General features: G+C 39.4%; 23 protein-coding genes and 1 pseudogene. 19 read left to right on the top strand and 5 right to left on the bottom strand.

Features of this window, described 5'->3' with window-relative positions:
• Positions 1–198 precede the first annotated feature (198 nt).
• The 3 genes from EGX73_RS14345 to glyS are packed head-to-tail and all read left to right on the top strand — an operon-like array spanning position 199 to position 3,439.
• Positions 199–438, top strand: a complete 240-nt coding sequence (locus tag EGX73_RS14345) for a hypothetical protein (RefSeq protein ID WP_003126309.1) — start codon at positions 199–201, stop codon at positions 436–438.
• A 12-nt stretch (positions 439–450) separates the two neighbouring features.
• Entirely contained in the window at positions 451–1,365 is a 915-nt protein-coding gene (gene glyQ / locus EGX73_RS14340; protein WP_147587160.1) for a glycine--tRNA ligase subunit alpha, read from the top strand.
• 1 nt (position 1,366) lies between these two features.
• Entirely contained in the window at positions 1,367–3,439 is a 2,073-nt protein-coding gene (gene glyS / locus EGX73_RS14335) for a glycine--tRNA ligase subunit beta (protein WP_005471223.1), read from the top strand.
• A gap of 99 nt (positions 3,440–3,538) precedes the next feature.
• Here glyS and rlmD read toward each other — a convergent pair whose 3' ends face one another.
• Positions 3,539–4,915 (bottom strand): 23S rRNA (uracil(1939)-C(5))-methyltransferase RlmD, encoded by a 1,377-nt coding sequence (gene rlmD, locus EGX73_RS14330; RefSeq protein ID WP_003126313.1) that lies wholly within the window; start codon positions 4,913–4,915, stop codon positions 3,539–3,541.
• A 115-nt stretch (positions 4,916–5,030) separates the two neighbouring features.
• Here rlmD and recX point away from each other — a divergent pair, with 115 nt between their 5' ends.
• The 3 genes from recX to EGX73_RS14315 all read left to right on the top strand — a co-directional run bounded on the left by recX (position 5,031) and on the right by EGX73_RS14315 (position 7,590).
• Positions 5,031–5,825 (top strand): recombination regulator RecX, encoded by a 795-nt coding sequence (recX, locus tag EGX73_RS14325; RefSeq protein ID WP_005471227.1) that lies wholly within the window; start codon positions 5,031–5,033, stop codon positions 5,823–5,825.
• A complete protein-coding gene (gene mutY, locus EGX73_RS14320; protein ID WP_021149874.1) occupies positions 5,818–6,963 on the top strand; it encodes an A/G-specific adenine glycosylase in 1,146 nt (381 codons plus the stop codon). The genes recX and mutY overlap by 8 nt, the downstream gene beginning before the upstream one ends.
• Before the next feature lie 93 nt (positions 6,964–7,056).
• Positions 7,057–7,590, top strand: coding sequence for a DUF402 domain-containing protein (locus EGX73_RS14315; RefSeq protein ID WP_003126316.1), 534 nt, complete (start codon positions 7,057–7,059; stop codon positions 7,588–7,590).
• Between the two features lie 207 nt (positions 7,591–7,797).
• Here the strand turns inward: EGX73_RS14315 and EGX73_RS14310 are convergent, their stop codons facing one another.
• Positions 7,798–8,238, bottom strand: coding sequence for a GNAT family N-acetyltransferase (locus tag EGX73_RS14310; protein WP_123867026.1), 441 nt, complete (start codon positions 8,236–8,238; stop codon positions 7,798–7,800).
• Positions 8,239–8,377: 139 nt separating this feature from the next.
• On the opposite strand from EGX73_RS14310, the gene EGX73_RS14305 reads away from it, so the two are divergent.
• From EGX73_RS14305 to EGX73_RS14270, 8 genes are all read left to right on the top strand, one after another.
• Entirely contained in the window at positions 8,378–9,502 is a 1,125-nt protein-coding gene (locus EGX73_RS14305) for an AI-2E family transporter (protein ID WP_003126318.1), read from the top strand.
• Positions 9,503–9,603: 101 nt separating this feature from the next.
• Complete coding sequence (locus EGX73_RS14300; protein WP_003126319.1) at positions 9,604–10,980, top strand: hemolysin family protein; 1,377 nt, start codon at positions 9,604–9,606, stop codon at positions 10,978–10,980.
• 192 nt (positions 10,981–11,172) lie between these two features.
• Positions 11,173–12,186, top strand: a complete 1,014-nt coding sequence (locus tag EGX73_RS14295; RefSeq protein ID WP_003126320.1) for a lipoate--protein ligase — start codon at positions 11,173–11,175, stop codon at positions 12,184–12,186.
• Positions 12,187–12,218: 32 nt separating this feature from the next.
• Positions 12,219–12,941, top strand: coding sequence for a methionine ABC transporter ATP-binding protein (locus EGX73_RS14290; RefSeq protein WP_005471235.1), 723 nt, complete (start codon positions 12,219–12,221; stop codon positions 12,939–12,941).
• Positions 12,928–13,596, top strand: a complete 669-nt coding sequence (locus EGX73_RS14285) for a methionine ABC transporter permease (RefSeq protein ID WP_003126323.1) — start codon at positions 12,928–12,930, stop codon at positions 13,594–13,596. The genes EGX73_RS14290 and EGX73_RS14285 overlap by 14 nt, the downstream gene beginning before the upstream one ends.
• Positions 13,597–13,604: 8 nt before the next feature.
• Complete coding sequence (locus EGX73_RS14280) at positions 13,605–14,411, top strand: MetQ/NlpA family ABC transporter substrate-binding protein (protein WP_003126324.1); 807 nt, start codon at positions 13,605–13,607, stop codon at positions 14,409–14,411.
• A gap of 226 nt (positions 14,412–14,637) precedes the next feature.
• Entirely contained in the window at positions 14,638–16,218 is a 1,581-nt protein-coding gene (locus EGX73_RS14275; RefSeq protein WP_123867025.1) for a peptide chain release factor 3, read from the top strand.
• 221 nt (positions 16,219–16,439) lie between these two features.
• The gene (locus tag EGX73_RS14270; RefSeq protein WP_003126326.1) at positions 16,440–16,982 is read left to right on the top strand and encodes a DUF3267 domain-containing protein; all 543 of its coding nucleotides are present in this window, start codon (positions 16,440–16,442) and stop codon (positions 16,980–16,982) included.
• Positions 16,983–17,053: 71 nt separating this feature from the next.
• On the opposite strand, the pseudogene EGX73_RS16480 reads toward EGX73_RS14270, so the two are convergent.
• Positions 17,054–17,416 (bottom strand): annotated as a pseudogene (locus EGX73_RS16480) (GNAT family N-acetyltransferase); the annotation flags it as partial.
• Between the two features lie 441 nt (positions 17,417–17,857).
• On the opposite strand from EGX73_RS16480, the gene EGX73_RS15990 reads away from it, so the two are divergent.
• The 4 genes from EGX73_RS15990 to EGX73_RS14245 all read left to right on the top strand — a co-directional run bounded on the left by EGX73_RS15990 (position 17,858) and on the right by EGX73_RS14245 (position 21,073).
• Positions 17,858–18,196 (top strand): hypothetical protein, encoded by a 339-nt coding sequence (locus tag EGX73_RS15990; protein WP_148395047.1) that lies wholly within the window; start codon positions 17,858–17,860, stop codon positions 18,194–18,196.
• 84 nt (positions 18,197–18,280) lie between these two features.
• A complete protein-coding gene (locus EGX73_RS14255) occupies positions 18,281–19,471 on the top strand; it encodes an IS256-like element ISLgar5 family transposase (protein WP_123867024.1) in 1,191 nt (396 codons plus the stop codon).
• Positions 19,472–19,606: 135 nt separating this feature from the next.
• On the top strand, positions 19,607–20,260 hold the full coding sequence (locus tag EGX73_RS14250; protein WP_003126329.1) for a helix-turn-helix domain-containing protein: 654 nt from the start codon (positions 19,607–19,609) through the stop codon (positions 20,258–20,260).
• A gap of 210 nt (positions 20,261–20,470) precedes the next feature.
• Positions 20,471–21,073 (top strand): hypothetical protein, encoded by a 603-nt coding sequence (locus EGX73_RS14245; RefSeq protein ID WP_003126330.1) that lies wholly within the window; start codon positions 20,471–20,473, stop codon positions 21,071–21,073.
• Positions 21,074–21,234: 161 nt separating this feature from the next.
• Here EGX73_RS14245 and EGX73_RS14240 read toward each other — a convergent pair whose 3' ends face one another.
• Together EGX73_RS14240 and EGX73_RS14235 are read right to left on the bottom strand one after the other, a co-directional pair.
• Positions 21,235–21,546 (bottom strand): DUF1827 family protein, encoded by a 312-nt coding sequence (locus EGX73_RS14240; protein WP_029486733.1) that lies wholly within the window; start codon positions 21,544–21,546, stop codon positions 21,235–21,237.
• A 163-nt stretch (positions 21,547–21,709) separates the two neighbouring features.
• Positions 21,710–23,962, bottom strand: a complete 2,253-nt coding sequence (locus tag EGX73_RS14235; protein WP_003126333.1) for an ATP-dependent Clp protease ATP-binding subunit — start codon at positions 23,960–23,962, stop codon at positions 21,710–21,712.
• 250 nt (positions 23,963–24,212) lie between these two features.
• Between EGX73_RS14235 and EGX73_RS14230 the strand changes: the two genes are divergently transcribed.
• Entirely contained in the window at positions 24,213–24,395 is a 183-nt protein-coding gene (locus EGX73_RS14230) for a hypothetical protein (RefSeq protein WP_005471251.1), read from the top strand.
• Positions 24,396–24,428 lie beyond the last annotated feature (33 nt).

The raw sequence follows: 24,428 nt of genomic DNA, 5'->3' as shown, positions 1-24,428 counted from the left end.
GTGATCGACCTGTAAAACAGGACATACAAGTCCTTGTTAGCGAACCCTGCTGGTAGAAGTGACTGCAGGAGTAACACAGAAGAGACGAGCAGATGTGAAACAGTAGGCTCGCAGGGAGAACGTAGTACCTGTGTCCTATTTCATGAAAAACTCAACCTTTGCGGTAGAATCAATGACTTAGAAAAGGAGGGGACTCTCATGCCATTTGATATGACGATTGCTGCATCAGAATTCAAAGAAAAAAAATTAAAAGTGTTAGCAAGTATTCCATTGCAAATCTTAGTCAAGCAAGATGACCAACTAGTCAAAGAGTTAACAACAAAACCGGACCAAATGTTGTATGATTTGTCAGATGTTTTGACGGATGACCATGTTGTTGAAGTAAAATTGATTCCAGGTCATGTTGTTGAATTTTATCCAGTAGTCAATGCGTTGTAAGAAAGGAAGAAAATAATGAGTAAATTAACCGTTCAAGAAATGATCTTGACTTTACAGAAGTTCTGGTCTGATAACGGCTGTATGCTAATGCAGGCGTATGATACCGAAAAAGGAGCAGGAACCATGAGTCCGTATACTTTTTTACGTGCAATTGGACCGGAGCCTTGGAACGCCGCCTATGTGGAGCCGTCTCGCCGACCGGCTGACGGCCGTTATGGAGAAAATCCCAACCGTTTGTATCAGCACCATCAATTTCAAGTGGTGATGAAGCCCTCTCCAGAAAATATTCAAGAATTATACCTTGAAAGTCTGCGTTTGCTAGGGATCGATCCGCTAGAACATGATATTCGCTTTGTAGAAGACAACTGGGAAAATCCTTCTATGGGTTGTGCTGGTCTGGGTTGGGAAGTTTGGCTAGACGGCATGGAGATCACTCAGTTTACTTACTTCCAACAAGTTGGAGGATTGGCCTGCAAACCCGTTACTTCAGAGATCACCTATGGACTAGAACGTTTAGCATCTTATATCCAAGAAGTTGAAAGTGTCTATGATCTGGAATGGTCGACAGGGGTCAAATACGGCGAGATTTTCCGTCAGCCTGAATTTGAACATTCAAAATATTCCTTTGAAGTCAGCGATCAAGAGTTATTGTTAAGCAATTTTGGCCGCTTTGAGGCAGAGGCAAAACGCTGTATCGATGAAAACCTCGTTCATCCTGCATATGACTATATTTTGAAATGCAGTCATACATTTAACCTGTTAGACGCTCGAGGAGCTGTTTCGGTAACTGAACGTGCTGGATATTTGGCTCGTATCCGTAATTTAGCACGACAAGTTGCCAAGTTATTTGTCGCTGAACGGGAAAAACTAGGTTATCCATTATTAGCACCAGAAGAAGCGGAAAAATTGATTGCGGGAGGGAAATAAAATGGCACAAAACCTATTATTAGAAATCGGTTTAGAAGAAATGCCAGCACATGTTGTCACGCCAAGCATGAAACAGCTACAACAAAAAACGGCGGAGTTTTTGACAGCTCATGCACTGCAATTCAGTTCGATCGAAGCTTATTCTACACCTCGACGTTTAGCTGTATATGTGACTGGGATTCCGGAAAGTCAAGCTGATACGCAAGAAGAAGTGAAAGGACCTGCCAAAAAAATTGCAATCGATGCCGATGGCAATTGGTCAAAAGCAGCCCAAGGGTTCGTTCGTGGACAAGGATTGACCACAGATGCAATTACCTTCAAAGAATTAAATGGTGTGGAGTATGTCTATGTCACCAAGCATATTCAAGGTAAACCAGCGCTTGAAGTTTTAACTGGTTTGAAAGAGGTCATTACTAGTTTGGTGTTCCCAGTAACAATGCACTGGGCAAATTTCGATTTTGAGTATATCCGGCCAATCCACTGGATCGTAGCATTGTTTGGCGCTGAAGTCGTACCATTTACAGTCCTTGACGTAGTAACAGATCGGAAATCCCGTGGCCATCGTTTCCTTGGAGAAGAAGTCACCTTTGAAACTGCCGATGACTATTTGAGTCAAATGGAACGCCAATTCGTGATCGCTGATCCATCCAAAAGACAGCAATTGATCGTAGACCAAATTGACGCAATTGCTAAAGAAAACAACTGGCGGATCGATCTTGATGAAGATCTTTTAGAAGAAGTGAACAACTTGGTAGAATATCCGACTGCTTTTGTCGGTGACTTTGATGAAAAATATCTTTCAGTTCCAGAAGAAGTCTTAGTCACTTCGATGAAAGAACATCAGCGGTATTTTGATGTGCGCACCCCAGAAGGTGTTTTGTTGCCCCATTTCATTTCAGCAAGAAACGGCGATCGGGTAAAAATCGATAATGTAGTCAAAGGAAATCAGAAAGTATTGACAGCGCGTCTAGAAGACGCGGAATTCTTTTACAATGAGGATAAGAAACTTACCATCGATCAATGTGTGGAGAAACTAAAACAAGTCACTTTCCACGAAAAAATCGGTAGCTTATATGAAAAAATGCAACGGGTAGCTGTTATTGCTCAAATCATTGGAGAAACCGTCGAATTGTCTGAAGATGAAAGAACAGAATTGAAACGTGCATCAGAAATCTATAAGTTTGATTTAGTAACGAATATGGTCGGTGAGTTTCCGGAATTACAAGGAGTCATGGGTGAAAAGTATGCTCTCTTGCAAGGAGAAACACCGCAAGTGGCACAAGCGATCCGTGAACATTATATGCCTGTCTCTGCTGAAGGTGCGTTACCTGAATCAAGCGTTGGAGCAATTTTAGCAATTGCTGATAAGTTAGACAGTTTACTGTCATTCTTTGCAGTGGGCATGATTCCAAGCGGATCGAACGATCCATACGCATTGCGCCGACAAACTTATGGCATCATTCGGATTATTGCTGAGAAACGTTGGTACTTCCCGTTAGCCCGTTTACAGGAAAAAATCCGCACAGCAATCAATGAACAGCCATCAGTCTATGGCATTCAATTGAACGAAGGACAAGAGCAAGTCATTGATTTTGTTGACGGACGTCTGCGTCAATTCTTAGCAACGAAAAACATTCGTCATGATGTGATCGAAGCAGTGATCAACTCTCGTCAAGGCGATATCAGTCTTTTATTTGAAGCTGCTCAAATGTTGAGAGCACATTTGAATGATTCTGATTTCAAACCTTCGATGGAAGCTTTGACAAGGGTCATTAATCTTGCGAAAAAGGCAGATCTTGAACACAAACAAATCAATCCTGAATTGTTTGAGAACGAATCAGAAAATACGCTTTATGAGGCAGTGGTCGCCATTGAAGATAAGTTCCCGCAACAAACGATGGAACAAAACTATCAAAGCCTAGTTTCATTGAGACCATTAATCGAAGCTTATTTTGATCAGACAATGGTCATGGTAGATGACGAGGCAATACGTCGCAATCGTTTTGCATTATTGGATAAGATCGCCAAAATGAGTTTGGCAGTAGCCAGCCTTGATGCTTTAGTCACAAAATAAGATTTGATCCAGCTAGTGTCCAACAATGTGTGTTTGGATACTAGCTGAATTCCTAAAAAAGCCTAGCCATCTTCATTTACTTGAAGATGGCTAGGCTTTTTATATACGCGTCAATTTAACGACAACTTCACAACGAGCAGTTTGAGGAAACATGTCAACAGACTGTAAATACTCAATCTTGAAGACAGACGCTAATTTGACCAAATCACGGGCTAATGTTGAAACATTACAAGAGATATAAACCATTTTCTTTGGGGGCTGAGCAACTAACGCTTGCAACAGGTGGTCATCTAATCCAGTTCGAGGGGGATCAACCACAATACTGTCGGGTCTAAAACCAGCAGCAAACCATTTAGGGAGTAAGTCTTCAGCAGTTCCTGTTTCATAATGCGTATTATTTGCTTGGATTCGGCGGGCATTTTCTTTGGCATTTTCGATTGCTTGCGGAATGATGTCCATCCCACGGACTTCCTTTGCATGTTTTGCGAGGCTTAGTCCAATCGTTCCAACACCACAATAGGCATCAACGACGGTTTCATTTTTTGTCAATGCCAGTGCTTTGATTGCTTCGTCATAAAGTATACTAGTTTGTTGCGGATTCAGTTGGAAGAATGCACGAGGTGAAAGGTCGAATGTTAATTCCTGCAATCGTTCTTCAATCGCTTCTTTTCCCCAGAGATGTAAAGTTTCATCCCCCATGATCACCGAGGTCTTCTTGCTTTGGACATTTTGCATGATCGAAACTACTTGAGGCATGCGTTGATTGATTTCTCGAATCAACGCATTTTTCTGTGGCAGTTTGCTAGAGTTCGTGATAAAAACGACTTGTACTTCGCCGGTCGCTCTGCCCACTCTAACCATCAAAGTCCTCAGGATGCCGCTGTTTTTTCTTTCATCATAGATTGGGAGTTGATACTTGTTCAGTAACTGCACAAGGCCATTGATCACATCTTGGGTTGCTTTTTCTTGAACGAGACAATCATCGATCGCCACTAAACGATGAGAATCCATTTCGTAAAGACCAGCTTCGATTCGTTTTGATTTTGTATCATATCGCAACTGAAATTGCGCTTTGTTGCGATAGTGCCATGGTTCTTCCATGCCAATCGTATCTTTTAAGATATACTTCTGATAACCTTTGGGCTTAAATTTGGTTAATGCTTGTTTTAATAAGTCTTTCTTAAAGTCTAGCTGCTTTTCATAAACAAGATGCTGTAATTGACAGCCCCCACAACGATCATAAAATTTGCAGGGGGGGAGAATACGGTCGCTGCTTTTCTTGATGATTTTGGTCATTCTCGCTTCTGCAAACCTCGGAGTTGCTTTGGTCACTTCTGCAATCACTTCTTCTCCCGGAAGAACTCGCGGGACAAAGACGATCAATTTTTTATAATAGCCGATTCCTTCTCCGTTGATTCCTAAACGTTTGATCGTCAGTTGTAGTTTTTGACCGTTTTTAAGTTGTACGTTTGCCATGATTGCTCCTTATCGATAAATAGTCTCTCTATTTTACCATACTTTTTATAGCTCTTTTGAAGGAATTTCCCCTTTTTTGTGATAAACTAGAATATACGTTCGTGAGGTGAAGAAAATGATAACGATCATTCGTATCAGTAAGGGAAAAGGTCCCTTTTACGAAGTAGACTGCTCCAATGGAGAATCTTTGCGGGTTTCTGAGGATCTTCTGGTTCGTTTCCGTCTTCTAAAAGGAAAAGAAGTGACGGAAGAAGAGTTGACCGAAATCAAAAAAAGCTCCGGTTTTGATATTGGGCTGCAGCAAGCAATGAATTACATTAGCTACCAACTACGTTCCGAAAAAGAAGTTCGTACCTATCTAAAAGACAAAGAAATCAATTTAGAGGATCGCCATTTGGTCGTGCAGCGATTGAAAGAACTAAATTTACTTGATGACCGTACCTACGGAGAAAGCTACTTGCGGACACAAATCCGTTTAGGAGACAAAGGGCCATCAGTCATCAGTCAGCAACTAAAACAAAAAGGGCTGTCTGAAGAAGTGATTCAAGAAGTGATGCCGTTATATACAGAAGAAAAGCAATTTGATGTCGGCTATCATACTGCCGAAAAAGCATTGCGTCGGTTCCAAGGGAAAAGTCACAAAGAGATGATGCAGAAACTATCGCTGCACCTAATGCAAAAAGGGTTTAGACAACCAGTTATCCAATTAATTTTAGATGAACTGCCTACAGATAGAGGCGACGAAGAGGAAAACGCAGCTTTGCAAAAAGAGGGTCAACGACTTTTGCGAAGACATCAGCGGTTGCCTTTGAATAAAAGAAAAATGAAAATCAAACAAGGTCTTTACCAAAAAGGTTTCGCTCTGGATGCGATCCAACAATTTTTAGATGAGGAAGTTATGGATGAATAAACAGTGGGAAAAGTGGTCAAAAGAGGACATTCGTTCTTTCCAAGACAAGTTTTTGAATTGGTACCATGATGAAAAAAGGAATCTCCCCTGGAGAGCAACCAACGATCCCTATGCAATCTGGATCTCGGAGATCATGCTCCAGCAAACAAGAGTGGACACCGTCATTGGCTATTATTACCGCTTTATGGAACAATTTCCAACCATCAAAGATTTAGCTGGTGCAGAAGAGCAGAAGCTTTTGAAGGCTTGGGAAGGATTAGGTTATTACTCTCGTGCACGCAATTTAAAAGCTGCCGCTCAACAAATCATGGCAGAGTTCGATGGAGAGATGCCACAGACCATCACTGATATTCGTTCGTTAAAGGGGATTGGTCCTTACACTGCCGGGGCGATCGGCAGTATCGCTTTTGGATTGCCGGAACCTGCAATTGATGGCAATGTGATGCGTGTAGTGAGTCGTTTGTTTTGTATTGAGGCAGATATAGCTAAAGCAAGTTCTCGCGGAGTCTTTGATAAAGCAATGCGTACAATCATTTCTCACGATGAGCCAGGAGAATTCAATCAAGCTTTGATGGATCTTGGTTCAAGTATTTGTACGCCGACTTCGCCATTATGCGAGGAATGTCCACTGCAAGAATATTGTCTAGCCTATCAGCAGGGAACACAAACCGACTTTCCCGTAAAATCAAAAAAAGCGAAGCCAAAAGATATGTATTACATTGCTGGAGCTATTGAAGAAGATGGCCGCTTTTTATTGGTGCAGCGACCAGAAACTGGCTTGTTAGCCAAAATGTGGCATTTTCCGCTTTTGGAAGTGGATCAGGCGACCTATATGCAATTATTGGCTTATTGGCAAGACCAACAGTTAACATTGGATGCAGTTGCAGAAGAACCAGCTCCGATTTTCCCTGAATTTCCCGTCGTTTGGCAAAAAAGACATCTTGGTGAGGTTACTCACATCTTTAGTCATTTGAAATGGCACATACTGCTTTTTTATGGACGCACACCGTCGGAATTCTCTTTAGAACACAGTCAATGGGCTGCGCCAGAAGAATTTGAACAGTATGTCTTTCCCAAACCTCAGTTGAAATTAGTCGAACAATTGAAGAAAAATCATAAAGTCGATAAACATTTCTAGGCAAAGGGTTGTTTTATTGCTATAATATTTACGATATCGGTGTAATGAACACCCAAGCAAAACGCAAGTTTTCTTGCTGAGGGAAGGGTTGCTATGCGAGTTCCAAAAGAAGGAGAGTTTGTCAGCATCCAAAGCTACAAACATGACGGCAATTTGCATCGAACGTGGCGGGATACTATGGTCTTAAAGACGAGCGAATTCTCAATGATTGGTGTCAATGATCATACATTGGTGACTGAATCGGATGGAAGACGCTGGGTTACCCGTGAGCCAGCTATTGTATATTTTCATAAAAAATACTGGTTTAATGTAATCGCAATGATCCGAGAAAAGGGGGTTTCCTATTATTGTAATCTCGCTTCACCGTATTTGCTTGATGAAGAGGCCTTGAAATATATTGATTATGACCTTGATATCAAAGTATTTCCTGATGGTGAGAAACGTTTACTAGATGTGGATGAATATGAGCTTCATAGCAAGATCATGCATTATCCGCAGGACATTGATTTTATTTTAAAAGAAAATGTCAAAATTTTAGTAGATTGGATCAATAATGGCAAAGGACCATTTTCTGAGGGGTATGTGGACATTTGGTATGATCGCTACAAGCAGTTGTCTCAGAAATAGCAAGGAGTAGCCGTAAAGGGTCACTTCAATGTGCAAAAGACTCGACTTTAATTCGAAGTCGAGTCTTTTTGTATCAAAAAATAGTGCCTGTCATCGAGTGATTGATTTGTAAGGCGGGGCTTCTTTAAAGGAGATTCATCCAGTTCTATAAAGAAGCGAAAGTTGTCAATCACGTGAGTTATAAGTGATTGACAGCTTTTAAGATACTTAGTTCTGCAGATATTTACTCATTTTGATGTGGGGCATATCCGCATCAAGAAATTCTTCCCCTTCAGGTTGGTAGCCTAGAGAAAGATAAAAACCTTTTGCGTTTAGCTGAGCACCTAAAGTGATTTTTTGAAACCCTTGTTTCCGAGCAAAATCCTCCGCCCCTTGGATCAAAATTCGTCCGAAGCCTTTTTTGCGATGGGAAACGGGTACGGCCATACGCTGAAGTTTCAATGTGTGGCTATCTATAGGAAGCAGCCGCAAAGTTGCTGTTGCTTCTTTTTGTTCATTGTAGAGAACAAAATGGACCGCGTTTGCTTCGTCCTGATCGATCTCAAGACTTAAGGGCACGCCTTGTTCTTTGACGAAGACATCATTACGAATTTTCAACGAGTCCAGATAAATTTCGCTTAATGTATCTTTGGTTTGTGCGACGAACATAAAATCAACCACCTTCTTATTTCATCAATTATTTTCTAAGTATACCATTTTTACGAAAAGAAAAATTGCTTTTGCGGCTAAAGTCGCAAGCTTTTTTTTGCAAAATACTCTATAATAGTGAAAAAAAGGAGGGAATCGTTTGTTCGACAAATTCAAACAATCAAAACTTTTCTTCTGGTCATTAGAAATTCTCGTTCTTGCCACGTTAGCTCTGGTATTGAGCAAAATCAATTTCTTATTTGCACCAGTAGGAACATTTTTTTCGACATTATTTGCGCCGGTCTTAATTGCAGGCTTTTTGTACTATCTGCTTAATCCGATCGTCGTTTTTCTGATGAAGACCACTAAGATCAAAAGAATCTACGCTGTGATTTTAGTTTTACTCTTATTAGTAGCAGCTATTGTCCTAACAGTCGTAAGCGTGATTCCAAATCTGATCAACCAAATTTCACAACTTGCAGAAAATATTCCTACTTTTGCTAAAAATATGGAGACTTGGATTTCTAAAATAGCAGATGACCCAGTATTTAAACAGATCGACTTTGCGCAACAGTTAGAAAATCTCAATCTTTCCTATGGTTCATTGCTGCAACAATTTCTAAGTGGGCTGTCAACAAGTTTGGGATCGATCGTAGGAACGATTGCTTCAGCAACGATGATCATTGTTACAGTACCATTCATCTTGTTTTATATGCTGAAAGACGGCGAGAAACTTGTGCCAAATATTCAATCAGTTTTACCTGAAAAAAGACGAAATCAAATCATCGAGTTATTGGGTGATCTGAATAAAACATTGTCCAATTACATTAGCGGACAAGCGATTGAATGTATTTTTGTCGCGACCTTTACCTTTATCGGCTACTGGCTAGTGGGTGTCAATTACGCCTTTTTATTTGGTGTCATTGCAGGGATCACTAACTTGATTCCTTATTTAGGCCCTTACCTCGGCTTGATTCCGGCAGTTTTAGTGACAATCTTTGATGATCCTTTCCGGGCTCTGTTATGTGGTGTAGTCGTGTTAGTCGTTCAACAATTAGATGGTAATGTGATCTATCCTAATGTAATCGGAAAGTCATTGGCGATTCATCCGCTAACCATTATTTTAGTGTTGCTAGTCGCAGGGAACATCGCTGGATTACTGGGTATTTTCTTAGGAGTACCTTTCTACGCCATTTGTCGTACGATTGTGATTTTTGTGATTCGTTTGATTCGTGACGATAAAAGCAAGAAAAACCAAGAGAAATTGATCGAACTAGATAACTGATGGTTTTTATTGCAAAGAAAAAAGCTTTATGATACGATTTTATCGTGGGTATAGCCCACGATTTTTTTTAGAAAATGTAAAAATAAGGAGAGAATGCTATTATGAATGCTGACCCCGAGAGTCAGTCGCTATTAGCGCAAATTTTATTATTGATCGTTTTGACATTGATCAATGCTTTCTTGGCTGCTTCAGAAATCGCGGTTGTTTCAGTTAATAAGAACCGTGTAGAACAGAAGGCTGAGGAAGGAAATGTCAAATCACAAAAATTATTGAAAATCATTGACAATCCCACCAACTTCTTGTCGACGATCCAAGTTGGGATCACATTAGTCAATATCTTATCAGGGGCCTCACTGGCAGATACGCTATCTACCCGCTTAGCACCCGTTCTAGGTGGCGGAGCTGCAGCAAAAAGCCTGGCTAATATCATTGTATTAGCGATTTTGACCTATGTTTCGATCGTATTTGGTGAGTTGTATCCAAAACGAATCGCAATGAACAAATCTGAAGAAGTTGCTCAATTTACTTCAGGTGTGATACGTGTGATTGGTACGATCGCAAAACCATTTGTGTGGTTGCTTTCCGCTTCAACTAGTTTGTTAGCTCGAATCACACCAATGGAATTTGATGATGAAGATACAAAAATGACTCGTGATGAAATGCGGTATATGTTAGAAACAGAAGGTGTCTTTGAAGAAGATGAATTGGAAATGCTACAAGGAATCTTTTCATTGGATACGAAGGTGGCCCGTGAAGTGATGGTGCCGCGGACTACTGCATTTATGGTCGATATCAATGATTCAGTAGATGAAATTTTGACAGAAATTTTAGCAGAAAACTATTCTCGAATCCCAGTATATAATGAGGACAAAGACAAAGTCGTAGGTATTTTACATACGAAAAACCTGCTGAAATGTGCCTATAAATATGGATTTGAAACATTAGATATTAAACAAATCCTCCAAGAACCATTATTTGTGCCTGAAACTGTTTTTATTGATGACTTACTCTATGAGTTGAAAAAGACTCAAAATCAGATGGCTATCTTATTAGACGAATACGGCGGTGTCGTAGGTCTGGTTACTTTAGAAGACCTCTTAGAGGAAATCGTTGGTGAGATCGACGATGAATCGGATGAAGTAGAAGAATTATATGAACAAGTTTCTGATCATGAGTACATCATCCAAGGGCGAATGTTGATTGATGACTTTAATGAAGCATTTGATATGAGCCTGCACATGAGTGATGTTGATACAATGGCCGGATATTTGATCACAGCTTTAGGGTTGATTCCTGATGAAGGAGAGAAATTATCCTTTAAAGTGGATAACGTCACACTGATTACAGAAGAAATGGAAGGGTCACGTGTATTGAAGATCCGCGTTATCTTCCATGATCCTGAAGAAACAGCTGTCGAACCTGAAGAAGAACGCCGCTATTTCAAAAAAGATTTTGAAGAAGACGAACCTCGTCGATAAAATGAATGCTTGAAGCAAATGCTTCAAGCATTTTTTTGTCTAAAAATAATATATAGAACAGAATGAGTTAATCAAATGATACAGATTTAGCTAGATAAAAAAACTAAAATAACTAAGCATATTTCTTGCTTTTCTTGTGAATTAAAGAGAGGATAAGAGTGCGATAACTAGAAATCATTGTGGGGTGGGAAAATGAGATTTTACCGAATGAAAAGTGATGATATTCGGATGAACTTAGCTACTGAAGAATATTTAATGAATAACGTAGATATTTCAGAACCATGCTTGCTGTTATACATACAAAAGCCTTGTGTTATAATCGGTAGAAACCAAAATGCCTACGAAGAAATAAATTTTGACTATTTACGACATAATGACATCGTTTTAACCCGGAGAACCTCTGGTGGCGGAGCAGTTTATGACGATCTAGGCAACATGAGTTTTAGCTTTGTGACTAAAAAAGATGTGACTCATTTTGGTGATTATCATGGAGCCACCCAACCTATTTTGAAAGCATTGCAGAAGATGGGAGCAAAAGAGGTTGAAGTACGGGGAAGAAATGACTTGTTTGTTGAAGGAAAGAAATTTTCTGGTAACGCCATGTACACAAAAAATGACAGAAGCTATTCCCACGGAACATTGATGTTCGATGTTGACTTAAGCGTTTTGACAAAAGTGTTGAACGTTCCACAGGAAAAGATCGACTCGAAGGCAACAAAGTCAGTGCGTAAAAGTGTGACCAACATCAAGCCTTATCTTTCTGAAGAATATCAACAATTGTCAACGAAAGAATTTAGAGATCAATTGCTCTGTCATATTTATGACGTCGACAACATTGAGGAAATCCAAGAAAAAGAAATCAAATTAACGGCTGAAGATCAACGGAAGATTAATCAGTTGTATCAATTGCGATATGCCAATGATCAATGGATTTATGGGGAAGCCCCGAATTATCAATGGACGAAACGCAAACGTTTTGAAAATGTTGGTATCGTTGAACTACGCTTTTCAGTGGCAAAGGGGAAAATCACAGAAGCACAAATCACTGGAGATTTTTTTGGCGAAGAAGATATCGCTGGTCTCGAAAAACAGCTGATTGGTCTTCCTTATAATGAAGAGTTGCGGCAGCATTTTCAAGGGATGGAAGTCGCGAAATATATCCATCAACTGACAAATGAGCAATTTGTATCACTACTTTTCAATTGAGTTTGAAGGCAGAGGAGCGTCAGGAACCAAATATGATCGAAGTAAAAGAGGTTTCACAAGTATATCAGGACAATGTCCTTGATCGAGTATCGTTAACAATCAGCAATGAGATCGTCGGTATCGTCGGCAAAAGCGGTTCCGGGAAGTCTACCTTGTTGCGTCTGATTAATTTGATCGAATCTCCTTCAGCTGGCGAAATCGTGATTGATGGCGTGAACACGACAGGATTGACCAAGAAAATGAGACGAAGTCTACAGCAAGATATTGCGATGATCTTTCAACAATTTAATCTGCTCCATAATCTGACTGTCTACGACAATGTTTTTTTGCCTTTAAAATTAGCTGGAAAATCACAACGACAAGTGATGGAAACGTTAGACTTCGTAGGTATGTCTGAAAAGGCTTCGGTTTATCCTGCTTCTTTAAGTGGAGGGGAAAAGCAACGAGTAGCAATTGCCCGTGCTTTGGTCAAAGAACCAAAGATCCTCTTGTGTGATGAACCGACCAGTGCATTGGATGAAGATACTAAGGGAGATGTTTTATCGTTATTGCAAAAGGTTCATGGCACTTTCCAGCCTACAATCGTGTTTGTTAGTCATGAATTGTCAGCGGTTCGACAAGTTTGTGAGCGGGTCTATGTTATGGAACAAGGAAGAATCGTAGCGGAAGTAGCGAATACGCCGCATCTTTTACAAAAAGAAGAATTAAACTATGTCGATCGTGTGATAAGGAGTCTAAAGCATGACGATAATTGAGAGTATTCAATACTATTTACCAGAATTGATGCAGGCGATGGAAGAAACCCTGATCATGATGAGTATCTCTATCTTCGCCGCTGTTTTGATTGGATTGCCATTAGGTATTCTATTATTTATTAGTCGTGAAAACAACAATCAGGGAACGATTTTGTATCAAATATTAAATTTGCTGATCACGGTCATTCGTTCGTTTCCTTATTTACTGTTTGTTGTTGCGATGATTCCCGTCACTCGTTTTTTGTTAGGCAGCTCGTTTGGGCCGATCCCAGCAAGTATCCCATTGAGTATTGTGTCAATCGTCATCTATGCTCGTTTAGTCGAGCAGGTATTGTTGGATGTCCCAGAAGATGTCGGACTATTGGCACGCTCATTAGGTGTCTCCACTTATCAATATGTCAAAGAATTTTTGCTCGTGGAAGCAAGAAGCGGGTTAATCCTGTCTCTGACGACAACGATCGTCAGTATGGTGTCTTATTCCACAGTGATGGGAATCGTTGGCGGAGGAGGAATCGGAGACTTTGCCATCCGTTATGGATATCAACGGTACGAATATGGGGTCATGTATTTTTCCATTTTAGTGATGATCGTAGCAGTTTTTAGTATTCAGTTGATTGGGAATGGGTTAGCAAAAAAAGTTGATAAAAGAAAGTAGGAGTAGGAATGAAAAAAGGAATATTTTTTGGGTTAGTACTAGCAGTAATGTTTCTTGGTGCTTGTGGAACAGGGAATGAGTCGCAATCAGAGGATAAAGTGATTAAAGTCGCTTCTCAAACGACCCCTATGACAGATGTTGTCAAAGTAGCAGCCGATGCGGTAGAAGATGGCTGGAAAATTGAATTGGTACAAGTAAATGACAATATTCAATACAATGAGCTGTTGAATAATAAGGAAGTAGACGCAAACTTTGCGCAGCATGAGCCGTATATGCAACGCTACAATGAGGAAAAATCAGCAGATTTAGTGGCTTTAGACAAAATTTATAATGCTAAAGTGGGCTTTTACTCAAAAGAGTATACAAAAATTGAAGACATTCCTGAAGGAACGAAAGTTGCTCTGCCGAATGATGTTTCTAATGAAGGACGAGCATTAGCCATCTTAGCTGAGCAAGGATTGATTGAATTAAAAGATGGAGTTGGAGTCAATGGTACGATCAAAGACATTACTGCGAATCCTAAAAACTTTGAATGGTTGTCTGTGGACTTATTGAATCTAGCAGAAGCCTATAATGAACCAAATGTCTCCCTTGTCTACAACTATCCGACCTATATCGCCAAAATTGGTCTAAAGCCTGACGATGCCTTGTTCTTAGAGAAAACGATAGATGATCGTTTTGCGATTTCTTTAGTTGCTCGTAAGGACAATCAAGATTCAGAAAAAATCAATGTTTTGCGAAAAGCGATGACCAGCGATAAAGTCAAAGAATTTTTGGAAAATGAGCATAGTGATACATTAATTCCAGCCTTTTAGTTTTTTGAGTGTTTTTCATGCTTTCACAGCAGTTCTCGTATAAATACAAATAGCTATCAAGCTGCTTAAACAGTTGCTCTCTAGACTTTCGAATCTGAATGATAGAGAGCATTTGTCTGTAATTTTTCTTTTTTCCGCTCTTGATACATGATATACTGATTTGGTCAGAAAATCTTTGTATAGACACAGAGAGTTCTAATTTCAAGGAATGGAGTAACTACATAACATGGAGAATCCAAATTTAAAACAACAAGTTGAAAGTCGTCGCACCTTTGCGATTATTTCTCACCCGGATGCTGGGAAGACAACGATCACTGAGCAGTTGCTGCTATTTGGGGGAGCAATTCGCCAAGCAGGAACTGTCAAAGGAAAGAAAACCGGTAATTTTGCTAAATCCGACTGGATGGAAATCGAGAAACAACGGGGGATTTCTGTCACTAGTTCTGTAATGCAATTTGATTATCAAGGAAAACGTGTGAACATTTTGGATACACCAGGACATGAGGATTTCTCTGAAGATACGTATCGTACGTTAATGGCTGTTGATAGCGCCGTGATGGTTATTGATAGTGCCAAAGGGATCGAAGCACAGACGAAAAAGCTTTTCCAAGTCGTAAAAAAACGGGGAATCCCGATCTTTACCTTCATCAACAAATTAGACCGTGATGGTCGTGAACCATTAGAACTTTTAGAAGAGCTAGAAGAGTTGCTTCAAATCGAGTCCTACCCAATGAATTGGCCAATCGGAATGGGAAAAGGGCTTGAAGGACTTTATGACATTCACAATCAACGGGTTGAAATTTATCGTCCAGAATCTCATGGCGGTGAACGCCTGATTCCATTTAATCAAAACGGTGAAATTCCCCAAGATCATCCGCTGAATCAAAATGGTGTCTATCAACAAGTGTTGGAAGAAGTCGAATTATTACAAGAAGCTGGCGATTCCTTTGATGAAGAGAAAATCGCTCGTGGTGATCAAACCCCTGTCTTTTTTGGCTCTGCGTTAACAAACTTTGGTGTGCAAACTTTCTTAGAAACATTTTTACAATTTGCACCAGCACCTTACGGACATAAGACAAGGACAGGAGAAGAAATTAGTCCATACGAACAAGAGCTTTCAGGATTTGTTTTCAAAATCCAAGCCAATATGAACCCCGCACACCGTGACCGGATTGCCTTTGTCCGCATTTGCTCAGGAACATTTGAACGGGGAATGGATGTCACGCTTGAGCGGACAGGCAAAAAAATGAAATTAAGTAATGTGACCCAGTTCATGGCAGACACTCGCGAAAATATTGAGCAAGCTGTTGCCGGCGACATCATTGGGGTATATGATACCGGAAATTATCAAATTGGTGATACTTTTTATGAAGGGAAATTGAAAGTCGCCTATGAAGAATTACCTTCGTTTACACCTGAACTCTTTATGAAAGTAACAGCCAAAAATGTTATGAAACAAAAATCATTCCATAAAGGGATCTATCAGTTAGTGCAAGAAGGAGCCATCCAATTGTATAAAACGTATCTCAGTGATGAATACATTATTGGAGCGGTTGGACAGCTGCAATTCGAAGTATTTCAATATCGAATGCTGAACGAGTACAATGCAGAGGTGATCATGTCGCCAATGGGACATAAGATTGCTCGTTGGATCGATCCTAAAGATTTGGATGAAAAGATGAGTTCAAGTCGCAACATCTTAGCCAAAGACCGTTTCGACCAGCCATTGTTCTTGTTTGAGAACCAATTCGCGATGCGTTGGTTCGCCGACAAATATCCAGATGTCGAATTGAAAAGTTTGATGTGAAAACACTGCTAGTACTTGTGACGGCTAGTGTTCTCAAATGATGGGAGCGAGAAATGAGTTGGTTCTTGTCTAAAAAAACATTCTTATCGTTTTTGATAAGAATGTTTTTTTGTTTTGTATCAGTAAAAAATCGAATTGTTTTGGTCTAAAAAAACTGATATAATAATTTATGACGTGAGACGAGCGCTTATAGTGTTGCAAATAGGAGTAAGGGGGTCATTATGAAATTAATCAAGCGTGTCAATTTGCTTGACGATAAAAAGCTAATCATGAAACTGAATATCTTAACGATTCCTCTATTGGTTATTTTCTTTGCTTTATTTACGCTTTTAACATTAGATAGAAAGTTAACGGAAGAAGTCACTATCGATTTAATGTATCTCGTTATTGCCATTCTATCAATGGCAGGGTTAATCATCGTTCACGAATTGATTCACGGGATTTTTTTTAAGCTGTTCAATAAGGAAGGAAAAGTCAAATTTGGTTTTAAGAATGGTTTGGCCTATGCAACAAGTCCTAATTCCTTTTATTCAAGGTGGCAGTTTTTACTTATTTTGCTTGCTCCTTTTGTCTTGATCACTTTGGTCTTATGGCTGTTGTATGCGTATAGGGAAATTTCTCCTTATGCATTTGTCTGGTTGGCTTCTTTTCATGGGTCAGCCTGTATTGGGGATTTTTATTTTTGTTATTTAGTGACTAAAGCTCCAGCGCATAGTTATGTAGAAGATACCGAACAGGGGATAAATTTTTATTCCAATCATTAGCAAAGCACAGCCATTAGGGCTGTGCTTTTTTGCACTCATTTGAAAAACGTTTTTGTTGCGTAGCATGGCTATCATTTGTCAATCACTTTGCTATAGAGCATGCACTGAAGATCAATTTTTTTGTTGGGCAATTTTAATGAAATCTTTTTTTCTTTTTGACGTTGAAAACCGCGCTTTTCATAAAATTGATACGTACAAGCACTATCTGTAAAAAGATAAATTTCTTTTCCTTGCACTCTTTTCTGTAGTTCATTTAGCAGCCGCGTTCCGAGCCCTTTGATAGGTATATCAGGATTAGCTGCTAAGAAAATGATTTTCCCATCCGGTGAATGGTCACTTAAATATTCAGAAAGGAGTTGATTGTTTCCGGCATCATATGCTCCGGCACTTTCTTTGGCAAAACTATTCTGTAAGAATTCAAATAGTTTGAAGTAGTTACTGTAAATGTCACAGAAGGAGCAGCAACATTTACTTTAGCTACTCCTGTTGAAACAAAAACTGTAGATTTTGCAGATATTAGTTTCACAGAAACGAAAGCGAATCCGCTAACAGGTACTTTCACGTTATCTGGAACATTAACGAATAAGTCATTTGGAGCAAAGCAAGTAGTGATAACAGCAGCAGTTCCTGGAGAAACCTCACACCTGGTTTAACGATTGCAACGAGTGAAGTATTCAAAGTTGAAGCAAGTCAAGGCTATGAAACGACTGAAGAAGGTACTTTTGATTATACAATTGATCCTTCAACTTTTGACAACACTAAGGCAAGTGATTACGTAATCACACTAACTGCATCAGAAGTGACAGACGTCACTCCTTAATCGTATGTTATATCCTAGCTACAAGAATGAATCTTATTCTTTTAGGGTGTTTCTTTTGTTCCTGTGCTTAGGAATATTTTTTTTCAGTCCAGAAGCATTGGCCGAAGAATCGATTGGCTCTTCTTTTGAAGTTCAGATCCAAGCAGACAAGAATTCAAGTATAGTAAAAGATATTCAATTTTCGCCTGATCTGAACCAAAAGTATACTTATACAGCAACTGTTACTAATCATGAAAGTCATGCCATTGAAGTATCGGTTTTTCCTAGTATCGCTGTTTCAACTAGGACTTCAATGACTTATGTTGCGGAAACAAACAATTTGCTAAATAAAGATTATGATTTAAAGAAGTACGTAAAACTCTTACCAATTGAAGGTAAATTGGAGAGAGTGTAAAATATTTTGTGTAAATAGAAAAAAGGAAGTCCCTTCTGTAGAATAGAGTTACCACAACACATTCACAGAAGAGAGGACTTCCCTATGAACGATTTTACTACAGAAATTCTAAAGACTCTAGCGAACAAAGGCGATTTGAATGAATTATCCCGTGTCCATTTGGAGAAAGCAGTCAATACGCTTCTCAAAACGGAGTTAACGGCTTTCCTAGATTACGAAAAGTATGATCGCATTGGTTTTAACACGGGTAATTCTCGTAACGGCTCCTATGACCGTACGGTCAAGACCGAGTATGGGGAACTTCATCTCCAGATTCCGCGCGACCGCAATGGTGAGTTCAAGCAACAGACTGTTCCTGCTTATAGACGGACGAATGACACGTTAGAGGAGACCGTCATTCACCTCTTCCGAAAAGGTATTACCATGTCGGAAATCGCAGACTTGATTGAGAAAATGTATGGGCATTACTACACGCCCCAAACCATGTCCAATATAACAAAATCATTTACAGAAGAGGTAACGGCGTTTAAAGGGCGGGAGCTTCATGACCGTTATGCTGCTATTTATATGGACGCAACGTATATTCCGTTAAAGCGGAAAACCGTCGCCAAGGAAGCTATTCATATCGCAGTTGGCATTCGCCCGGACGGATCAAAGGAAGTATTGAGCTATGCGATTGCACCGACTGAATCCATCACGATTTGGGAGGAAATTTTATTGGACCTTCAAGAGCGCGGTTTGAAAAATGTCCTCCTGTTCATCACGGATGGCTTAAAGGGGATGGTAGGAGCGATTAGTCGGTTCTATCCCAAAGCTCGTTTTCAACATTGTTGTGTACACGTTTCCCGTAATATCAGTCACAAAGTGCGTGTCGATGATCGTAAGGAAGTCTGTGATGATTTTAAAATGGTGTATCAAGCCTCATCTAAAGAGGTGGCGTTGGAAGCACGTGGTGCTTTTGCGGAAAAAAGGAAAACCAGCTATCCAAAAGTGGTTGAATCGATTCTTTCGAACGATCACTTGCTCACTTTCTATGATTTCCCCTTGGCCATACGCAAGAGTATTTATTCTACGAACTTGATTGAATCCTTTAATAAGCAAATCAAGAAATACAGCCACCGCAAGGAACAGTTCCAAAACGAAGAGTCGATGGAACGTTTCTTAGTCTCGTCTTTTGATACTTACAACCAAAAATTCCTAGGTCGCAGTCATAAAGGCTTTCAACAGGCCGAAGGCGAACTTGAACAAATGCTAAGCCAACTGATTGAGAATTAGAAACAATCTGCAGTAGGGAAGAATCATTTACACAAAATTATTGACGCTCCCCAATAGGTAACTGTACTTAATAATTGTTTCGTTTCAGAGATAGACAAAATTATCGAAGTAACTATCATTAAAAAGGAGAGCATCATGGATTTATGGAAGTTGTTTCTGACAGAGAGGCAAGAACAAAAATTAAACTTGTTAGAGGATATTATTTCAAAGACTGAAACATCAATTGATGAACTAGCTTGTAAGCATTCGCTGACTAATCGCAAGGTGAAGTCATTGATTATGCAGATCAATGAGGATTACATAGTAGAACTGAATATAACCGACTCACTCATTAAATTTGAAAATAGATTATTTAGACTTTCTGACATAGAGACCCCAGAAACTTTTACGTCTTTGTATTCAAGTTTAAAGATACAGTATATTAGACAAAGTTCTGTTTTCCAAGTCCTGAATTACTTTCTTAAACATCGAAAAGTAGGGATGGTCAAGTTATCAATGCAATTTAATTATAGTCAGTCTTATTGTTACAAATTAGTCAATAAAGCAACCGATATCATTCGAACGATTGGAGTCGATTGCCAGATTAGGAAGAAAATGAATTATTTAGTTGTGGAAGGTAAGGAAAGCCAGATACGAGTACTTTCCTATATTCTGAATACACATTCTTCGACATTTGCTGAGGACAATTATTATAGATATCATAACGAAAAGAATGTAACGAGGATCAAGCAAGAGAAACTTTCTAGAATAACTAGAGTTTTTATGGATGCCCATAAAATAGGAAGTTAAACTGATATAGATTCAAAAGAAGAGACGGCTATAAGCGACTGTTTATATGAAGAAATCCGACTAGGATTTTGTCAGACTTTTTATCCGTTAGATAAAAAGATCAATCATTCTATTTATCAGTCAGAAAAATTCTTTTACTATCTTTTCGCTATTTATTTCTTTCCAGAATATTTGACATCTGAAATCTGCGAACGATTGGAGAAGCGATTAATGAAATTATCTGGAAATCCTATCGTAGATCATGCATGTGAAGCTTTGAAGAAAATGGAGGAGAGTTACAGTATTCCTGCCAACCTTCATAGCACATTTGTTTTTCATCTTGTATATCGTTTTTTGATCACGGATAAGCTGAGTTTAAGTTCCTTCTTTTACCACGAAGATAAGAAATTGTTGTTGAACGATAAGTTTCTAAAAATAAAAGAGATGATAAAATCAGTTTACAAAAAAAGCATAGCGGAAAGAGATTTGGATATATTTAGTACACAACTAACAGAGCTACTATACTCCTATGTTGGACATGTGATGGCGGAACCTTTGAATGTCATGATTAATATTACCTCTCATGCCAACTATGTAATGTTAGTAAAAAATTATATAACAGGTGTATATAAAAAGGAAACTGTAACTATGGTAGAAAACCTTGCAGAAGCAGATATCGTTATCTCTGATCGATTTGTTGAATCAAAAAAGAATCAGTGTTTTTTCTTTCTTGAGGATATCCATAACAGTGAAACATGGAAAAGGTTAGGGATATTTATCAATGGGAGGATCATCGAACGGCGAATTCGATCTGAAAGTGCCCCCAAAAATTAGTTAGGATCGATCTGTTGATTGAGTCATGGCACAGATGCTTTTGCTTAAAGATTGTTTTTTTTCGCAGGGGCAACGATAAATAAGTCAAAAAAATATATCTATAAAAGAGGGCTGTGACAGTCATCTTTTATAGATATTTTTTTATAGTGATTTTATTGGTATTAGGTTTGCGAAGAAAGCGATTTTTGGATAGAAATTTCTACAATATCTGGCATTTCAATAACTGAGATCGTTTCAGGTTCATAAGAACCAGGCGGTAATTTTTTCAAGAAGTAATGTTTGATTTCTTCAATTTCGGTAGGTTTGATTGCGCGTTTTTTGTTGATCAGCAATATTTCGTTGTGATTTGGAGCAGAAGTAAAGATGACTGTGATGTCTCCGGCAGTATATACTTTTACCATTTCAGCATCGGTATTTTCAAGCTGATTCATAACTAATCGAGAATGGCTGTTTGTCACATTGATCAATTTCACCATACTCACCTCACATTCTATGTATTTTTACTAATATTATAGGGCGTTTTTTTTAAAAAGAAAAGCCAGACAGCTTGAAAACCTTGGTTTTTTTGAGGTTATTCAGGCGTCTGGCATAGAAATCTAGACAAATAAGGTACGATGTCTGGCTGTTGCGAGGATTTTACTCATCATCAGATGGCTGTTTTTCTTGTTCCTTTGGCTCTTCGGGTGTGTCAACAGTTTTTGCTGTCACAATGATTTTGTCTTCAGAATCCAAAGTTGCTTGTAGATCATGGACTAGAGGATGATCAAGATAAAATTCTGCGATACCATCTTCGATATGATCTTGAATCGTTCGGCGTAATGGGCGAGCCCCCATCGTAGCACTATAACCAAGCTCTACCAATTTTTCTTGGACATTTTCTGGAACTTCAATATGCAATTTTTGATTGGCTAAGGTTTGATTGACATCTGCGAGCATCAAAGAAACGATGGATAACAGATTTTCTTTGCTTAATGCTTTGAATTCAATGATGCCATCAAAGCGATTCAGAAATTCTGGTGTGAAGTAGTTATTTAACTGATTCAAGACAGATCGTGTGACACCTTCCCGGGCTGCTCCAAAACCAACATTGGCTTCTACTTTTCCAGTGCCGGCATTACTTGTCATGATGATCAATGTGTCTTTGAAGCTGACCGTGCGTCCTTGAGCATCAGTTAAACGACCGTCATCCAAGATTTGCAAAAACATATGCAGAACATCAGGATGAGCTTTTTCGATTTCATCTAAAAGAATTAAGCTATAAGGGTTACGACGGACTTTTTCCGTTAACTGTCCAGCTTCTTCATAACCAACATAACCAGGAGGAGAACCAATCAGTTTGGAGACACTGTGTTTTTCCATGTATTCTGACATGTCAAAACGAATCATTGATTCTTCAGAGCCAAACATTTCATAGGCAAGTTGTTTAGCAAGTTCTGTTTTACCAACACCAGTTGGTCCGACAAAAAGGAACGAACCGATCGGACGGCTTTGTTTTCCTAATCCCACACGATTACGACGGATCGCTTTAGCAACTTTATCGATTGCTTCATCTTGTCCGATTACATGCGATTTCAGATCTTGAGCTAAGTTTTTCAACTGAGTTTGTTCTTTTTCTTTGAGTTCGCCAACCGGAATGCCCGTCCGTTCTTCAACGATTTGCTCCATATCCTTTTCGGTGATCACGGGAGTTTCTTCTTCACTGATTTGACGTTCTTTCATTTTTTGCAGCTTATTGATTTGATCTCGGTAGTAAGCAGCTTTTTCAAAGTCTTCTTCTCTAGAAGCAGCTTGTTTTTGTTCTTCTGCTTCTTGCAATTTCTTGTCGATTGTTTTCGGATCAACAATTTGAATAGTCAGATTTTTTTTCGAGCCGGTCTCATCCAGAAGATCGATCGCTTTATCAGGCAAGAAACGGTCTTGGATGTAGCGATTGGAAAGGGTAGCAGCAGCTTTGATTGCCTCATCCGTATATCTTACATGATGGTAATCTTCATATCGAGGCTGTAATCCTTTCAAAATACTGATGGTTTCTTCTACAGAAGGTTCATCGACTCGGACAGGTTGCAAACGACGTTCTAATGCTGCATCTTTTTCAATGATGCGATATTCGTTCAATGTCGTTGCGCCGACCATTTGTAATTCACCGCGAGCCAATGCTGGCTTCAGAATATTTCCAGCGTCCATGTTGCCATCACCAGCAGCCCCTGCGCCCACGATCTCATGGACTTCATCAATGAATAAGATGACATTTTCGGCTTGTTTGATTTCTTCAATCAATTTTTGGATTCGCTCTTCAAATTGTCCGCGAATACCCGTTCCTTGAACCAGTGACGCAACATCTAAGCGAATCACTTCTTTATCCATTAGTTTTTGAGGAACGTCACCGTCGACAATTTTTTGTGCCAGACCTTCCACGACAGCGGTTTTACCTACACCAGGCTCACCAATCAATACAGGATTGTTTTTCGTTCGGCGATTCAAGATCTCGATCACCCGACGAATTTCATCGTCACGTCCTACGACTGGATCGATCCCGCCGTCTCGAGCTTGTTGTGTGATATTGATGCCGTATTCGCCTAAAAGACCAGAAGGTGCTTGGCCATTGCGCGGAGGTTGTCCGCCGATTATGCCGTTTCCTCCAGTTTGAGTTGGAGGCGTTTGTTCATAAGGTGAATTTCCTTGTTGCATTTGGCGAGACATTTGTCGAAAAAGGTCATCAAGATTTCCGAAGCCGAAGGGATCCTGAGCCATCATATTTGTTGGATTTCCAGATTGTGCTTTTAATTTTTGGTAACAACTTTGACAATAATCGAGTTGTTTTCTTTGACCATTGACATTGGCATAAAGATGAATAGAAGCTTCATTTTTACCGCAGTTTTGACAAAGCATATGTTCACGACCTTTCTTATCATTTGCTCATCTATCATTCTACCGCGATTTTTACTCATGGTAAAAAGATACACTTGCAGATTCGGTGAATAATTGTCAGCAGCGTCAAAAATTTCATTGACCTTTACTGACCATAACTTTATTATACAATTTTTTTTTCAGACTGCAAGGATTTCAGCTTTGATGACGGAAACAACTTTTCCCTGAAAAAAGAATCGTTTATAATGGAGAAGATGAAGAGGTGATAGAGATGAATGAAAATCGATTTGTTGAACAAATTGAACAGTTGCGCTCTGGAGAAATCGACGAATTGCTGGTAGAACAATCCGAATTTCTGCTATTTCGAGAAGCATGGTTAAAATTGGAAGACCGCATGAAATTTGTCGGCGAGGCTGGCTTGAATGGCAAGATCATCTATCGGTACCAACCATAAAAACAAATATAGGTTCATTTCAGTCGTTTTCTT

This window comes from Enterococcus sp. FDAARGOS_553, assembly GCF_003812305.1.
Lineage (GTDB): Bacteria > Bacillota > Bacilli > Lactobacillales > Enterococcaceae > Enterococcus_D > Enterococcus_D gallinarum.
This window is presented reverse-complemented; position numbering and strand designations above follow the sequence as displayed.

What these genes read in the sequence shown, in the direction of transcription:
- EGX73_RS14345 (WP_003126309.1), top strand. Translation starts at nt 199, where the DNA reads ATGCCATTTGATATGACGATTGCTGCATCAGAATTCAAAGAAAAAAAA.
- glyS (WP_005471223.1), top strand. Translation starts at nt 1,367, where the DNA reads ATGGCACAAAACCTATTATTAGAAATCGGTTTAGAAGAAATGCCAGCA.
- rlmD (WP_003126313.1), bottom strand. Translation starts at nt 4,915, where the DNA reads ATGGCAAACGTACAACTTAAAAACGGTCAAAAACTACAACTGACGATC.
- recX (WP_005471227.1), top strand. Translation starts at nt 5,031, where the DNA reads ATGATAACGATCATTCGTATCAGTAAGGGAAAAGGTCCCTTTTACGAA.
- mutY (WP_021149874.1), top strand. Translation starts at nt 5,818, where the DNA reads ATGAATAAACAGTGGGAAAAGTGGTCAAAAGAGGACATTCGTTCTTTC.
- EGX73_RS14315 (WP_003126316.1), top strand. Translation starts at nt 7,057, where the DNA reads ATGCGAGTTCCAAAAGAAGGAGAGTTTGTCAGCATCCAAAGCTACAAA.
- EGX73_RS14310 (WP_123867026.1), bottom strand. Translation starts at nt 8,238, where the DNA reads ATGTTCGTCGCACAAACCAAAGATACATTAAGCGAAATTTATCTGGAC.
- EGX73_RS14300 (WP_003126319.1), top strand. Translation starts at nt 9,604, where the DNA reads ATGAATGCTGACCCCGAGAGTCAGTCGCTATTAGCGCAAATTTTATTA.
- EGX73_RS14295 (WP_003126320.1), top strand. Translation starts at nt 11,173, where the DNA reads ATGAGATTTTACCGAATGAAAAGTGATGATATTCGGATGAACTTAGCT.
- EGX73_RS14290 (WP_005471235.1), top strand. Translation starts at nt 12,219, where the DNA reads ATGATCGAAGTAAAAGAGGTTTCACAAGTATATCAGGACAATGTCCTT.
- EGX73_RS14285 (WP_003126323.1), top strand. Translation starts at nt 12,928, where the DNA reads ATGACGATAATTGAGAGTATTCAATACTATTTACCAGAATTGATGCAG.
- EGX73_RS14280 (WP_003126324.1), top strand. Translation starts at nt 13,605, where the DNA reads ATGAAAAAAGGAATATTTTTTGGGTTAGTACTAGCAGTAATGTTTCTT.
- EGX73_RS14275 (WP_123867025.1), top strand. Translation starts at nt 14,638, where the DNA reads ATGGAGAATCCAAATTTAAAACAACAAGTTGAAAGTCGTCGCACCTTT.
- EGX73_RS14270 (WP_003126326.1), top strand. Translation starts at nt 16,440, where the DNA reads ATGAAATTAATCAAGCGTGTCAATTTGCTTGACGATAAAAAGCTAATC.
- EGX73_RS14255 (WP_123867024.1), top strand. Translation starts at nt 18,281, where the DNA reads ATGAACGATTTTACTACAGAAATTCTAAAGACTCTAGCGAACAAAGGC.
- EGX73_RS14250 (WP_003126329.1), top strand. Translation starts at nt 19,607, where the DNA reads ATGGATTTATGGAAGTTGTTTCTGACAGAGAGGCAAGAACAAAAATTA.
- EGX73_RS14245 (WP_003126330.1), top strand. Translation starts at nt 20,471, where the DNA reads ATGAAATTATCTGGAAATCCTATCGTAGATCATGCATGTGAAGCTTTG.
- EGX73_RS14235 (WP_003126333.1), bottom strand. Translation starts at nt 23,962, where the DNA reads ATGCTTTGTCAAAACTGCGGTAAAAATGAAGCTTCTATTCATCTTTAT.
- EGX73_RS14230 (WP_005471251.1), top strand. Translation starts at nt 24,213, where the DNA reads ATGAATGAAAATCGATTTGTTGAACAAATTGAACAGTTGCGCTCTGGA.